Here is a 14,419-nt window from a genome sequence, read left to right as displayed (position 1 = left end):
CTGGGGGTGATTCATGCAACCGAGATTACTTCGGCTTGAGCGCGTGGTGCGGGAGGACGAGGTCTGATACCCTCGCGCTTGATGGGCAATGCCCCGCATTCCGGCAGCATGCCGCCACCTTCGAGTGGTCGGGGCCAAGGAACTCTCCTCTACGCCGTCGACGACGAGGAGAGCAACCTGGACCTCATGGAGCGGGCGCTCCGCTCCGGCTACCAGGTCCGCACCTTCGGCGATCCGCGCCGCGCGCTGGCAGCGGCGGTGAAGGAGCCGCCCTCCGTGGTCGTCGCGGACTACCGCATGCCTCATTTCAGCGGGCTCGCGCTGCTGCGCGAGCTGCGCCGGCAGGGGCTGAGCTACGTGCCGGTGCTCGTCTGCGCGCCGACCGACGTGGAGCAGATCCAGAAGATCTCCCGGGAGAGCGCGATGTTCCGGATCATCACGAAGCCCTGGATCGCCTCGGATCTGCGCCGCCAGGTCGACCTGGCGGTGAGCCTGCACCAGCTCCACGTGACGCGGAACCTCCGCTGAGCCGAGCGCGCCCGGCGCCTCTTCGGCGCGCTGTCCAGGGCGAATTGACAGGGTCGCCGCCGGTCGGCGCGGGCTCCCGGGGAGCGCCGGTGCGCCCGCGCGGCGCCGCGTGCGCGATCGCGCTCAGACGAACGGGAGCCTGCTCAGGTCGACGTTTCCCCCGCTCAGGATGACGCCGATCCGCGCTCCGTGGATCTTGCGCAGCAGGACCGCCGCGACAGGGACCGCCGAGCTCGGCTCGATGAGGATCTTCATCCGCTCCCAGACGACGCGCATCGCTTTGACGATGTCCTCTTCGCCCACGGTGACGATCTCGACCCCGCGCTCGCGCAGGACCGCGAAGGTGAGCTCGCCGAGCGAGGTGCGGAGGCCGTCCGCGATCGTGGTCGGGTCGTTCGAGGGAAGGAGGGTCCCCTCGCGCAGCGATCGCGCCGCGTCGTCCGCCGCCTCGGGCTCGGCGCCGATCGTGCGCGCGTGGGGCAGCGAGCTGATCGCGATGGCGGTGCCCGAGAGCAGCCCGCCGCCGCCGACGGGCGCGACCACGACGTCGAGGTCCTCCACCTGGCTCGCGAGCTCCAGCGCGGCCGTGCCCTGGCCGGCGATGACGCGCGCGTCGTTGTACGGGTGAACCAGGATGGCGTCCGTCTCGGACAGCACGCTGGCGAGCGCCTCCTCGCGCGACCGGAGCGTGGGGGCGCAGGTCACGATCCGGGCGCCGTAGCCCTCCACGGCCGCGCGCTTCACGGCGGGCGCGCTCGAGGGCATGACGATGTGCGCGGCGATGCCGCGGATGCGGGCGGCGAGCGCGAGCGCGGCGGCGTGGTTGCCCGACGAGTGGGTCGCGACGCCGCGCCGTGCCTCCTCGTCCGGGAGGGACAGGACCGCGTTGCACGCCCCGCGGAACTTGAACGCCCCGATCCGCTGGAGGTTCTCGCACTTGAAGAAGACGCGCGCTCCCGCGATGCCGTCGATCGTCCGGCTGGTCATGACGGGGGTCACGTGGGCGTGCGGCGCGAGGCGCGCGGCGGCGCGACGGATGTCCTCGATCGTCGGCAGGGCGCTCATGGGACGAGCATCGGAGCGCGGTCTGCGCCCGACGTCCACCGCGAGCGCATCCCGCATCGCGCGCCCGCGATCGCGGCGTGGCGTCAGAACAGGTCGGCCGCGATGCCGTCGGTGAAGACCCAGGCGGCCCGCGGGACGCTGAGCCGCCCGCCGGCCACATCGAGGCGGCCGGCGCGCTCGAGCCGCTCCGCGGCCCGCCGTCGCGCGGTGGGCCATGCCGCCACGCCGAGCGCCGCTGCGGCGGCCTCCAGATCGAACCCATCGCGCAGCCTGAGCCCGAGCATGATCCGCTCGGACAGGCGCGTCTCTGGGTCGAGCCGTTCGTCGCTCTCCACGGGGATCGCCGCGCCGCCCTCGGCCATCACGGCCATGTACCGGTCCGGGCTCACGACGTTCCGGTACCGGACCGCGAGCGCCTCGCCGCTGCCCTCCGCGCCCGTCGAGCGCAGGCCCCAGCGCGGATCCGGGCGCGACACGGTCCCGTAGGCGGCGCACCCGAGCCCGACGTAATCGATGCCTTGCCAGTAGCCGAGGTTATGGCGCGCCTCGTGGCCCGGCTTCGCGTAGTTCGAGATCTCGTAGTGGACGAGCCCCGCTGCCTCGAGCGCCTCGTCGATCGCGAAGAACGTGTCCGCCACCCCATCGTCTCCGGCGAGCGGCAGGCGCCCGCGCCGCGCCAGCTCTCCGAACGAGGTGCCGGGCTCGACGGTGAGGCTGTACGCCGAGATGTGGGTCACCCCCGTCGAGGCCACCGCGCGCGCCTCGGCGGCGGCGTGCTCGGGGCGTTGCTCTCGTGCTTCGTCGGCCGTTCCCACCGCGACACCATAGATGAGGTCGCCGCTCACGCGCGGCATCCCGGACCGGAGCGCCGCTGAGAGCGCGCCGAGGCCGCCGTCTGGGTCGTGCAGGCGCCCGAGGAACCGGAGGCGCTCCACGTCGAGCCCCTGAACGCCGACGCTCAGTCGGTTGACTCCGATCGCTCGGAACGCTCGGGCCCGCTGCTCATCGAGCGAGGTCGGATTGCACTCGACGGTCACCTCGATGTCTGGCGAGAGCCGGCCGGCGGCCGCGGTGATGGCGGACAGCACCCTGCCCATCTCCTCCGGCTCCCACAGGGACGGCGTCCCGCCGCCGAAGAACACGCTCCGCAACTCGCGTTCGCCCAGCGCATCCGCTCGCTTCCGGAGCTCGGCCAGCACGGCGTCGGCATAGCCGCGATGGTCGATCGCCTCCCGCGCTTTCGCGAAAGAGACGAAGTCGCAGTAGGGACACTTCTTGAGGCACCACGGGAAGTGGACGTAGGCGGTGATCGGCTCCATGTAATCCATGAAAACGGATGCAATCGATGCAACGAACGTGATGGACGTGGCGGACGTGATGGACGCGACGAACAGCCGACGCAACCGATGTGGTGGAGGCGAGCGGCGCAGCCGGCGCGACCGAGCCGACGGACGCGGCTGAGGCAACCAACACGAGAACGAGAAACGAGAATGGATCGGCGGCGCGCAGCACGGCGCCGGGCACGCGCATGGTGACACAATTGCGGGGTCTAGATCGCGGTGTTAGCGTGCGAAAGGGAGGGGGCGCATTGCGCCCGCCGAACTCTTCATGCTGACGTTGACGGAGCTTGTCGATCGCGTTCGGACCTATCAGCCCGCCGCAGACGTCGATCTCATCGCCCGGGCTTACGCCTACAGCTCTGACGCTCACAGGGGGCAGACCCGCAAGAGCGGCGACCCGTATTTCTCCCACCCGGCGAGCGTCGCCGCGATCATCACCGAGCTCAAGCTGGACACGGCGAGCGTCTGCGCCGGGCTCTTGCACGACGTCGTCGAGGACACCCTCGCGACGACCACCGACATCGAGAACAGCTTCGGCCAGGAGGTGGCGTTCCTCGTCGACGGCGTGACGAAGCTCTCGAAGATCAACTTCGCCTCCAAGGAAGACCGGCAAGCCGAGAACTTCCGCAAGATGCTCGTGGCGATGGCGCGCGACATTCGCGTGCTCCTCGTGAAGCTGTGCGACCGCCTCGACAACATGCGAACCCTCGAGTTCATGAAACCCGAGGCGCAGGACCGGATCGCCCGGGAGACGATGGAGATCTACGCCCCGCTCGCGAACCGCCTCGGCATCGCGCGCTTCAAGAGCGAGCTCGAGGACCTGTCGTTCAGGTACGTCGAGCCGGAGGCCTGGGGGGACCTCTCGCAGAAGGTCAAGACGACCGCGAAGGATCGCGACAAGTACATCCACGAGGTCTCGAAGGTGCTCGCGGGCAAGCTCGCGGAGCAGGGCTTCGCGGTCGACGTCACCGGCCGCGCGAAGCACCTCTACTCGATCTGGCGCAAGATGCAGGCGCAGCAGTGCGATTTCGATCAGGTCTACGACGTCATCGCGTTCCGCGTGCTCGTCGAGTCGGTCGCCGACTGCTACGCGACGCTCGGCGTCATCCACTCGCAGTGGACCCCGGTCCCCGGCCGCTTCAAGGATTACGTCGCGCTGCCCAAGCCGAACATGTACCAGTCGCTGCACACGACGGTCATCGGACCTGGGCGCGAGCGGATCGAGATCCAGATCCGCACCCACGAGATGCACCGCGTGGCGGAGCAGGGCATCGCCGCGCACTGGAAGTACAAGGAGAACAACTCCGGCGGCATCGACCCGAAGGACGCCGCGCGGTTCGGCTGGCTCCGCCAGCTGATGGAGTTCCAGAAGGAGCTCAAGGACCCGGCCGAGTTCCTGGAGAGCGTCAAGGTCGACCTGTTCCAGGACGAGGTGTACGTCTTCACGCCGAAGGGGGACGTGCGCGTCTTCCCCCGCGGCTCGACGCCGATCGACTTCGCCTACGCGATCCACACGAAGGTCGGCGATCACTGCTCGGGGGCGCGGGTCAACGGCGCCATCGTCCCGCTCCGCTCGAAGCTCCGGAACGGCGACGTCGTCGAGGTGATGACCAACCCGAGCCAGCACCCGTCGAAGGACTGGCTCGACTACGTCTCGACCAGCCGCGCGCGCTCCAAGATCCGCAACTACCTGCGCACGGAGCAGCGAGAGAAGTCGCTCAAGCTCGGCCGCGAGCTCCTCGAGAAGGAGATGCACCAGCGGAGCATGAGCCTGAGCCGCCTCACCAAGAACGAGGCCGAGCTGCGCAAGGTCATGGAGCGGTTCGGCGTCTCCTCGGCCGACGAGCTGTTCATCGCGGTCGGTTACGGCAAGGTGAGCGTCCGCGCGGTGTGCGAGTTCCTCGCGCCCACCCCCAAGGAGAACGAGAAGGGCACCCCGACGTCGCCGCCCGAGTCGATCAAGGAGGGGCGCATCGAGTCGCTCGTCCGCAAGGTCACGGGGCGCGACAGCCACGGCATCCGCCTGAACGGTATCGACGATGTCCTCGTTCGCTACACGAAGTGCTGTAACCCGCTCCCCGGCGACGAGATCGTCGGGTTCATCACGCGCGGCCGCGGCATCACGGTCCACCGCCGCAACTGCGCCAAGGCGTTCGACACGGACCCCGAGCGACGCGTGGAGATCTCGTGGGACTCGCGCGCGAAGATCAACCGCCCGGTGCAGATCAAGGTGATGACGGCGAACCGGCCGGGCATCCTCGCGACAGTGGGCCATACGTTCCACGAGCAGGGCATCAACATCAGCGAGGCGACCTGTCGGGCGGGCGACGATGGCCGGGCGATGAACACGTTCACCTTCCTCTGCTCCGACCTCGCGCAGCTGAAGAGCGTCATCCGGCACCTGCAGCGGATCCCCGGCGTGATGGCCGTCGAGCGGACCTGAGCCGGCGCGTCAGCGACCGCGGCGAGCGCGCGCCGCGCCGCTCGTCCTGGGCGGTCCACCCCCGACGCCCGGGCCGGCGTCAGCGAGCGCGCGGGTGAGCGGACGGCCGAGGTCGCCGCCCGGCTCGTGCCGCGCCGCGACCTCCTGCACCTTCCGGACGAGCCGGGTCACGTCGTTGTGGCGCACGGGGGATCCGGCGGTGGCGCGATCGCAGAAGAACGTGCGGCACCCGAGCGGCCTCGCGGCGTAGATCGCGCAGCGGCCAGCGTCGGTGAGCATCGGACACCGCCGCTCCGAGGCTTGCGGCAGCGCGCGCCGGCGGCTCGGCTCGTCGGCGGACGAGGTCTGCTCGGGCGCACCGGCCCCGCTGGCTCGCACGATTCCCTGCAGCGCCCGCGGGCCGCCGCGGGCCGCGATCGCGCGCCGGACGGCGGCGAGCTCGATGGACGTCACATACGGCTCGCGACCCGTGACGCCGAACCGGCAGCACTCGGTCGAGGCCTGGCAGGTCCAGCCGTGGAAGACCTCCTCCGCCTCGCGGTACACGGCCGTGAGCTCGGCGAGCAGATCGGCTTCACGGGCGTGCGGCTCAGGGGTCGCGGTGCGGCGCATTCGTCGTCAGGGCAAGCTCTCGTGCGCCCACGCGCACGACGGCGGCCGGCGCGAGGCGGGGGCGGGGCGGGCTCCGCGGAACGAGCCTAGTGCCACGCGGCTCCGCCGCGAAGCGGCAATCCGCGATCCTGATGGGAGCTCTGACGCGTGGCACCAGGGCGGTCCGTTCCGGAGCGAGCCGCCCCCTGCGACCGAGGGGGGCCGTCGGCGCCGCGGCAGGGCGCGCGAGGCTGCAGCTGGGCGGCGGGCGCGCACGCGCTATCCTCGCGATGGATGTCGTCTCTGCGCCCGAAGCTCCGCGCTCTGGAGGTCATCGTCATCCAGGATGAGCGCCACGGGCGCGCGCTGATGCTGCGCGACACAGAGGGCATCGCGCCGTCCGCCGTCGTCGTGCCCGCCGCGAGCTCCGCGGTGCTCGCGCGCTTCGACGGGCGGCGCTCGGTCGACGAGATCGCGCGCGACGTCTCCCGGTCGACGGGGCAGCAGGTGGATGCCGCCCACGTGGCGCAGCTGGCCGACGAGCTGGAACGCGCGTGGATGCTCGACAGCCCGCGGTTCCACGCGCGCCGGCGGACGGTCGTGCGGTCGTTCGACGCGTCGCCGATCCGGATGGCTGCCCACGCGGGCGGCGCGTACCACGGTGATCGGCTGCGGCTCGCCGATTTCATCGAGCGCCAGTGTCTCCGGGTTGCGCGGCCGCGGACGCGCGCGGCCGTGGCGCAGGGCGCGCCGAAGCGCATGGTCGGGCTCTGCGCGCCGCACATGGACCTCTGGCGCGCCGCGGCGGGCTACGGGCACGCCTACGCCGCGCTGGAACAGGCGCTGGCGGCGCCGGAGCTGGAGCAGGTCGACACCTTCGTTCTGCTCGGGACGTCGCACGCCCCGATGCGGCGCCCGTATGCCGTCTGCGAGAAGACGTTCGCGACGCCGTTCGGCCCGCTCGATCCGGATCGCGAGATGATCGCGGAGCTCGCGGCCGCGAGCCGCTTCGACGTGCACGAGGATCAGTACCTGCACAAGAACGAGCACTCGATCGAGTTCCAGGCCGTGTTCGTCCGGCACCTCCTCGGCGACCGCGCGGCGTCGATCGTGCCCATCCTCTGCGGCCTCTCGGAGTGCCAGGCGCGGCGCCGCGACCCCGCGCAGGACGACGGCGCCGAGTCGTTCCTGACGTCGCTCCGCGACGCCCTGGCGAGGCGCCCCGGCCGCGTCCTCGTGATCGCAGGGGCAGACCTCGCCCACGTCGGTCCGCGCTTCGGCGACCCCGCGCCGCTCGGCGAACGCCAGCGGATGACGCTGCGCGATCGCGATCTCGCCTCGATCGAGCGCGCAACGTCGGTCGATCCGCCGAGCTTCTTCGCCGACGTCGCAGAGGACCTCGGCACCCGTCGCGTCTGCGGCCTCGGCCCCATCTACACGTTGCTCCGCGCGCTCCCGCCGTCGTCGCGCGGAGAGCTGCTGAACTACGAGCAGTGCATCGACCCCGAGGAGGGATCGATCGTCAGCCACACGTCTCTCGGATTCTACGGCTGAAGGTACGCGCCTGCCCGGCGCGCGCCGCGCTTCGTCATGAGGCGCGCCGAGAGCCCCTGCCGGCGCTGGCGCGCCGCGAGGCTCCCAGGCATGGGGCGGCGATCAGCTCAGCCGCGCGGGACCCTGCGGCGCGCGATGTCGAGGCCGAGCCGGTCGGCCTCGCGGTAGATCGCCTGCCGCGACATGCCCAGGGCGCGCGCAGCCGACGCGACGGAGCCGTTGGCCCGGGCGAGCGCGTCCTCGAGGCGGGCGCGCGCGAGCGACGGATCCGTCGCCGGCGGGAGGTTCGGCTTCACGCGCGGGCCGCGCGCGAGCGAGCCCGCGATCGGCGTGACGGAGAGCGGGCCGTCCGGCGAGGCCTGGGCCGCCGTCACGATGGCGGACTCGAGCTGCGGCACGCCGCCCGGCCAGCCGGCGCGGACGAGCGCCTCCAGGAGCTGCGGGGTGAAGCGATCGAGGCCGATCGCGTTGCGCTCCGCGATGTCGCGCACGATGAGCGGCACGTCCTCGCGCCGCATCTCGAGCGTCGGGATCGTGATCCGCTTGCCGGAGAAGAGCGACGCGAACCACGGCGCCACGCGCCCGTCGCCGGCCGCCCGATCGAGCGGCTGCCCCGTCGTCGCGATGATGCTGACGCCGTTCGAGCGGCCGACCGAGTGCGCGATCTCCAGCTGCTGCGGGCGCGGCAGGCGATCGGCGTCGAGCACGAGCCACGTCATCGGCCGCGCGCCCGGCGGGATGACCGGCTTGGTCTCGGCGCCGCCATCGACGACCAGGGTCTCCCCCAGGCCCTCCCGCACCGCGGCCGCGAGGCGGGCCAGCGTGCGCTTGCCGACCCCGGGCGCGCCCTCGATGCAGACGCTGGAGCCCGACTGCACCAGCTTCATCACCGGGTCGATCCAGTCCTTGCGCTGCTTCGAGCCGAACACGAGCGGCCCGAGCCGCGACGGCGCGCCGTCGTACAGCGCGAGGTGCCGCTCCACGAAGATCGCGAGCTGCTGGCCCAGGCGCACCACGTCGCCGTGCATCACGCCGATGCGCCGGGCGCGGACGCCGTTCACCCACGTGCCGTCGTGGGTATCCATGTCCTCGATGTAACAACCGTCCGAGCGGACGCTGATCTTGGCGTGCTCCGGCGCGATCCCGCTCCCCTCGATGCGCCCGTCGCGCGCGGCGCTGCCGATCACGGCGCCGTCCATGAGGCTCACGATCCGCGGCGGGGCGTCGAGACCGATCAGGACGAGCCCCCACCCTCCATCATCGTCCTGTCGCTTGGCGTGGACTCCGGACCGGTACTCCTTCTGAAGGACCGGTGCCGGCGTCTCCGCAACGTCCACTCGCAAAGCAGTCTGTTCGTTCATGCTCCCCCCAAGTCCAAAGGACCTGCCTGGTCGACCCAGGCCAACCAAGAGCGCGCCGAGCGGCGGGCACCCTTATGATGTAAGAGCACGCCACACGGTGCCGCTGTCGCGAACGCGAAGGCTTTTGTGAGCGGCACCGTGCGCGGTGCTGCTTGGCGAGCCCCCTCGCTCGCAATGGCCACACAATACTCGACCAGAGCGGCCGTGCAACCTGCCGGCGACGGAAGTTTTAAGGTTTTGTTCTTGAGAGCTTGACTCTGGTCACGCCGATTGGTACTCATCCGCCACGCATCGACGGAGACGCCCTCCGGTGATGACCCGGCGCGAATCAGGAATTCTCTGACAAGCGCCATCAGATGATGATTTCCTGAATCAGGCGATTGACATCTGCGGGAGTAACTCAGTGGTAGAGTGCAACCTTGCCAAGGTTGACGTCGCGGGTTCAAATCCCGTCTCCCGCTCCACGACATAGGCTCTGCGACAGCGAGCAGCCAGCGAGGCCGGTGCGACCCACCGGCCTCTGTGTTTTTGTTCCACTGCCCGGCGCGCGGGCGCCGCGGGAACGCACGGGGCGCTACGGCGACGATGCGCCGGGCGGCGGGCCTGTGATACGAGGATTCGCCTCATGTCCGCTCCGCTCCACGAGCGCCTGCGCCTGCTTGCCCACAGCCTCGAGCGGCAGTTCCTGGGCAAGGACGAGATCATCCGCCTGCTCATGATCGCGGTCGTCGCGGGGGAGCACTGCGTGCTCCTCGGCCCGCCTGGGACCGCGAAGAGCGCGCTCATCCGCACGCTCGCCGAGCTGATGCAGGCCCAGTACTTCGAGTACCTGCTCACGCGCTTCACCGAGCCGAACGAGATCTTCGGTCCGGTCGACATCGGCGCTTTCCGCGAGGGCGTCTACCGCCGGAACACGTCGGGAATGCTCCCCGAGGCGGAGATCGTCTTCCTCGACGAGGTCTTCAAGTCGAACAGCGCCATCCTGAACGCGCTGCTCACGCTGCTGAACGAGCGCAAGTTCTCGAGCGGCGGGCAGGTGATCCGCTGCCCGCTCATCAGCGTCTTTGCGGCCTCGAACGAGGTGCCGGGCGACGAGACGCTGACAGCGATCTTCGACCGCTTCCTCCTGCGCGTGCAGTCCGACAACCTCGACGCCTACCACTTCAGCGAGCTGCTCCAGCGCGGCATCCAGCAGGAGATCCGGCACATGGCCGGCGAGCCGCTCCGCCCACTCGTCGCGGCGCGCGAGCTCGCCGAGCTCGGCCGGGGGTTCGGCGCGCGGATGAACTTCGGCGACGCGTTCCTCTCGGCCTACAAGGGGCTGGTGTTCCAGATCCGCGCCGAGGGGATATCGCTCTCGGACCGCCGGGTCGTGAAGATGCTCAAGCTCTTCGCCGCCAGCGCCTACCTCGACGGCCGTCCGACCACGGACGCGAGCGACTTCTTCGTGCTCAAACACATCTGGAACAACCAGGATCAGGCGGCGATCCTCGAGGGCATCGTGCAGCCGGTGCTGGAGGCGTTCTTCCGCGAGCACCCGGATCGCCGCCGCGTCGGCGCGCTCGGCGTCGGGGTGGAGGCGCTCGCCGCGGAGATCGACCGCATCCGGCAGATCCTCACGGGCGGCGCCGCGCTCGGTGACGTGCAGCTGTTCAGTCAGCTGAAGGCGCTCGGCGAGATCAAGCAGGCGCTTGCCGGCATCAACGACGCCCGCGCCCGCGAGCTCGAGGCGCGCGTGTCTCAGCTGCTCGAGGCTTCGTTTCGGAGCGGGCGTTTCGCGCAGATCTAGCGGGGGCCGGGCCGGGCGCCGTCGGCGCGGGGGCGCTGGTCCTCGAGCGAGCCCTCGGCCCAGCGGGGCCCGGGCCGGGCGCCGTCGGCGCGGTGGCGCTGGTCCTGGAGCGAGCCCTCGGCCCAGCGGGGCCCGGGCCGGGCGCCGTCGGCGCGGTGGCGCTGGTCCTTGAGCGAGCCCTCGGCCCAGCGGGGCCCGGGCCGGGCGCCGTCGGCGCGGTGGCGCTGGTCCTTGAGCGAGCCCTCGGCCCAGCGGGGGCCGGGCCGGATGCGCTCGGGACGTCGGCGTTGGTCCTCGTGCGAGCCCGCGGCTGCGCGGGCCCGCGGCTGCGCGCGGCCGGGCCGCCGGCCTCCGGCACAGGTCGAGGCGACGCCTTCGCGCTCGACCGGGCCAAGCCCGCTGTGCGGCGATGGTCGACCGGTCCGGACGACGCGCCCATCATCGCGCCACGGATGCGCTTGGGCACGCCGAACGACTCGCGGATGTGGATGAGCTCGTCCACCTTCAAGGCGCGCCACTCTCCGGGCCGGAGCCCTTCCGAGGTCACGCCGGCGAACGTCGTCCGGGCCAGGCGCATCACGGGCCAACCGCTCGCCTCGCCCATGCGCCGGATCTGCTGGTTGCGGCCCTCGCGGAGCGTCACCTCGATCCACGTCTTGTCGCCCTCGCGGCGGAGCAGCCGCGCTTCGGCCGGCAGCGTGACGCCGTCCTCCAGGCGGATGCCCTCGCGCCACGGCGTGAGGTCGTCGTCGCTCATGGTCCCCTGGACCTTCAGCACGTACGTCTTCGGCACACCGCCGCGCGGATGGAGCAGCGCGTTGGCGAAGTCGCCGTCATTCGTCATGAGCAGGATCCCGCTGGTCGCGAAATCGAGCCGACCCACGGGGTAGAGCCGCGCGCCCGTGCCGCGCACGTAGTCGGCGACCGTCGGGCGCCCCTCGGGATCGCGCAAGGTCGAGACGACGTTCCGCGGCTTGTGCAGGGCCACGTAGACCGGCGCCTCGGAGACGAGGCGCTTGCCATCGACCTCGATCCGGTCCTTCTGCCGGTCGGCCTTCAAGCCGAGCTCGGTCACGACGTGGCCGTTCACGCGTACCCGCCCGGCGAGGATGAGCTCCTCGGCCGACCTGCGTGAGGCCACGCCGGCGCGCGCGATGATCTTCTGCAGACGTTCTTCCATGGTGTGCTCGGGACCTATGCCGACGCTGCGCTGCCGGCCGGCGGCTCTGATAAGCACGCCCCTCGCGCCGCGTCGACCAACGTTGGTGCCGCGCTGTTCTCAGGCCCGAGGCCGACGTCGAGGCCGGCGCGCCCGCATGTCCGCCGCGGCGAGCGCCTGCGGCGGCAGGAGCACCGGGGCGAGCAGCACGCCGGCGGGGCCGGGCGGGCGAGATCGACCTCCACTCGGTCGGAGGAGGCGCGCGCTATTTCTTGTCCTTAGGGGGGATCCGCGCTGCCGCTGCCGCCCGCGGCCTCGTTCGCCTTGTCCGCGGCGGACTGATCCTCCGCGGCCTTCTTCGCGGCCGCTGCAGCGGCCTCCTCTTCCTTCTTGCGCTCGTCTTCCTCGACGCGGCGCTTCACCTCGTTGTCGTGGTCCCACCGATCGACCCGCTCGTCGGCGTCGATGTCCACGCCCATCCGCTCGAGCCGGCCCATGCGGTAGATCTCCCAGACGTCCGGCTTGCCGTCGCGGTTCGTGTCCCGCTTGATGCGCGCGAGCTTGCCGCCGCTGTAGTACTTCCACTCATCGGGGTTGCCGTCGCGATCGGAGTCGATCCTCACCTCGGCCAGCCTCCCGCCGGCGAACGTGAGCCAGGTGTCGATCCGGCCGTCGTAGTTCGAGTCGGACTCCTCGTGCAGGCTCTCGCCCTTGTCGTTGTACTTGCGGACGACGTCCTTCACCCCGTCGAAGTTTGTGTCGATCTCGCGGCAGACGAGCGTCCGGTGGCGGTCCTCGCCGGTGCCCACGATCTGCCAGACGCGCCGCACGTTGGGCTGGATCGCGCCCGGCCCCGCGGTCTCGCTCGCCTCGCGATCCTCTCTGCCCTTCCAGTCGCACATCGAGCGATCGTCGATGCTGCCGTCGGCGTTGCGGGCGGCCTCCACCTTCGGCGCCTTCGCGCCCTCGAACCCCGGATCCGAGCCGCACGCCGCGCCGAGCAAGCCGAGCGCGGCGAGCGCGATGAGCGCTTGTCTCCTCATGTCACGGTCCCTTCTTGCCGGCCGGCTGGCTCGCGGCGTTGGCGGGGGCGGGCGCGGAGCCCGCGGGCGCCGCGCTCGTCGCCGGGGCGGCGCCGGCCGGGGTCTCCGCGCTGCCCGGCGGAGGCGGGGGGACCGCCTTCGGCGCGCCGTACGACTCGGCGCAGAGATCAACCACGCTGTTCGGGTCGGGCTTGCCGTCGGCGTTCTGATCGGTGGACACGACCGCGCACCTCGGGTCGTTCGGGTTGTTGAACTGCCACCACTGGTCGATGATTCCATCGCCGTCGGAGTCGCGCTCGCGGCGCGTGAGGCGCGATCCCTCGTAGTAGTCCCAGGTGTCGAGCTTGTCGTCGAAGTTTGTCTCGCGCTCCTTCAGCACGACGGCGCCGCGCTCGTAGTGCGCGATCTCGTCGGCGCGCCCGTCGCGGTCGAAGTCCGACTCGCGCCGGCGCTCGACCCCGTTGCCGTCGTAGTAGATGAAGGCGTCGATCGCGCCGTCCAGGTTCAGGTCGACGACCCGGCAGACCTCCCGGCCGTCCTTCTTCACGTGGATGATGTCGGGCATCCGATCGCCGTTCACATCGACCTTCTGCGCAGAGGCGGAGTCCTTGTCGCAGGGCTCGTGGACGATCGCCGTGTCCCGCTCGCCGGTGGAGCTCTTCGCGCTCGAAGGCGCCGGCGTCGAGGACGCGCAGGAGGCGACGGCAGCGGTCATCAGGGCCACGAGCAAGCACCTGGGCGACGGCCAGGTGAGCGGGAATCGCGTCATCAAGAGATTCCTCCGGCGGGCCCGGGACTTTCGGGACAAAGCTCGACGCGCCGGGCGAGCCACCCCGACGCGGACCAGCTTCGGCGGCAGTCTAGACCGCCGTCCGCGCGCACATCAAGAAGCCCACGGGAGACGACCCCGCCGGCCCGCGTGCGGGATGCCCGCGTGGCGGGATGCCCGCGTGCGGGATGAATGACCGCGCCCCGCCGAGCGACGGCGCCATTCCGATTGACATCATACGTACCGGCATCTAGGGTAACGTCTTGTCAGTCGTACCCATCGAGACTGGCGGGTTTACCCTCCCGGGCGTGACATGTCGCGGAAGAAAGTCTCGACGACCATCTACATCACGCCGGAGCAGGCCGAGCGGCTGAAGATCCTGCACGAACGCACCAAGGTCCCGATCGCGGTCTACATCCGCGAAGGGATCGACATGATCCTCAAGCACTACGAGCACGTGCTGCCAGGGCAGATGTCCCTGGAGAGCACGCCGGCCCCCCCGCCGCCGATCCCGAAGAAATGACCCAGGCTGGAGCGCCTCCGGGTTTGAGAGGCCGGGGGAGGGTATGCGCCTGGACGCCGCGCGCTGTCCGGGCGGATAGCTTTGCGGCGCTGCTCGCGCTAGGAGCAGGCACGCCGCGGTCCACCATTTCCCTCGGCGCCGGCAGCGCCGCGTGCTGCGGTTCGGTTCCCGGAGGGGCACGGGCCTCAGGTCCGCTCCTTCGCATCTCGGTCGAGGCCGCGCGCTGCGGTCGCTAACGCTGGTCAGGTCGCCGC

General features: G+C 70.9%; 12 protein-coding genes and 1 tRNA gene. 6 read left to right on the top strand and 7 right to left on the bottom strand.

The window, feature by feature from the left end; translation table 11 throughout:
- The first annotated feature begins 108 nt into the window (after positions 1–108).
- Positions 109–528 (top strand): response regulator, encoded by a 420-nt coding sequence (locus tag WMF28_RS18900; RefSeq protein WP_437603636.1) that lies wholly within the window; start codon positions 109–111, stop codon positions 526–528.
- Positions 529–651: 123 nt separating this feature from the next.
- Here the strand turns inward: WMF28_RS18900 and WMF28_RS18895 are convergent, their stop codons facing one another.
- Both WMF28_RS18895 and hemW read right to left on the bottom strand, forming a co-directional pair.
- Entirely contained in the window at positions 652–1,593 is a 942-nt protein-coding gene (locus tag WMF28_RS18895) for a pyridoxal-phosphate dependent enzyme (protein ID WP_437603635.1), read from the bottom strand.
- Positions 1,594–1,676: 83 nt separating this feature from the next.
- The gene (gene hemW, locus WMF28_RS18890) at positions 1,677–2,921 is read right to left on the bottom strand and encodes a radical SAM family heme chaperone HemW (protein WP_437603634.1); all 1,245 of its coding nucleotides are present in this window, start codon (positions 2,919–2,921) and stop codon (positions 1,677–1,679) included.
- Between the two features lie 280 nt (positions 2,922–3,201).
- Here hemW and WMF28_RS18885 point away from each other — a divergent pair, with 280 nt between their 5' ends.
- Positions 3,202–5,376, top strand: a complete 2,175-nt coding sequence (locus WMF28_RS18885) for a RelA/SpoT family protein (protein WP_437603633.1) — start codon at positions 3,202–3,204, stop codon at positions 5,374–5,376.
- 9 nt (positions 5,377–5,385) lie between these two features.
- Here WMF28_RS18885 and WMF28_RS18880 read toward each other — a convergent pair whose 3' ends face one another.
- The gene (locus WMF28_RS18880) at positions 5,386–5,988 is read right to left on the bottom strand and encodes a YkgJ family cysteine cluster protein (protein WP_437603632.1); all 603 of its coding nucleotides are present in this window, start codon (positions 5,986–5,988) and stop codon (positions 5,386–5,388) included.
- A gap of 273 nt (positions 5,989–6,261) precedes the next feature.
- On the opposite strand from WMF28_RS18880, the gene amrB reads away from it, so the two are divergent.
- Positions 6,262–7,521 carry an AmmeMemoRadiSam system protein B gene (gene amrB / locus WMF28_RS18875; protein WP_437603631.1) on the top strand — a complete coding sequence of 420 codons (1,260 nt, stop codon included), beginning with the start codon at positions 6,262–6,264 and terminating at the stop codon, positions 7,519–7,521.
- A gap of 107 nt (positions 7,522–7,628) precedes the next feature.
- Here the strand turns inward: amrB and WMF28_RS18870 are convergent, their stop codons facing one another.
- A complete protein-coding gene (locus WMF28_RS18870) occupies positions 7,629–8,858 on the bottom strand; it encodes an FHA domain-containing protein (RefSeq protein ID WP_437581274.1) in 1,230 nt (409 codons plus the stop codon).
- Positions 8,859–9,271: 413 nt separating this feature from the next.
- Here WMF28_RS18870 and WMF28_RS18865 point away from each other — a divergent pair.
- Positions 9,272–9,346 (top strand) — tRNA-Gly (locus WMF28_RS18865).
- A 161-nt stretch (positions 9,347–9,507) separates the two neighbouring features.
- Positions 9,508–10,671, top strand: coding sequence for an AAA family ATPase (locus WMF28_RS18860; RefSeq protein ID WP_437603630.1), 1,164 nt, complete (start codon positions 9,508–9,510; stop codon positions 10,669–10,671).
- Here the strand turns inward: WMF28_RS18860 and WMF28_RS18855 are convergent.
- From WMF28_RS18855 to WMF28_RS18845, 3 genes are all read right to left on the bottom strand, one after another.
- Complete coding sequence (locus tag WMF28_RS18855; protein WP_437603629.1) at positions 10,583–11,851, bottom strand: pseudouridine synthase; 1,269 nt, start codon at positions 11,849–11,851, stop codon at positions 10,583–10,585. The genes WMF28_RS18860 and WMF28_RS18855 overlap by 89 nt on opposite strands.
- Positions 11,852–12,108: 257 nt before the next feature.
- Positions 12,109–12,873 carry a hypothetical protein gene (locus WMF28_RS18850; protein ID WP_437603628.1) on the bottom strand — a complete coding sequence of 255 codons (765 nt, stop codon included), beginning with the start codon at positions 12,871–12,873 and terminating at the stop codon, positions 12,109–12,111.
- A 1-nt stretch (position 12,874) separates the two neighbouring features.
- Positions 12,875–13,642 (bottom strand): hypothetical protein, encoded by a 768-nt coding sequence (locus WMF28_RS18845; RefSeq protein WP_437603627.1) that lies wholly within the window; start codon positions 13,640–13,642, stop codon positions 12,875–12,877.
- Positions 13,643–13,955: 313 nt separating this feature from the next.
- On the opposite strand from WMF28_RS18845, the gene WMF28_RS18840 reads away from it, so the two are divergent.
- A complete protein-coding gene (locus WMF28_RS18840) occupies positions 13,956–14,165 on the top strand; it encodes a ribbon-helix-helix domain-containing protein (RefSeq protein WP_437493169.1) in 210 nt (69 codons plus the stop codon).
- The last annotated feature ends 254 nt before the right edge of the window (positions 14,166–14,419 follow it).

This window comes from Sorangium sp. So ce590, from assembly GCF_051521365.1.
In the GTDB taxonomy this organism is placed as follows: Bacteria; Myxococcota_A; Polyangia; order Polyangiales; family Polyangiaceae; genus Sorangium.
This window is presented reverse-complemented; position numbering and strand designations above follow the sequence as displayed.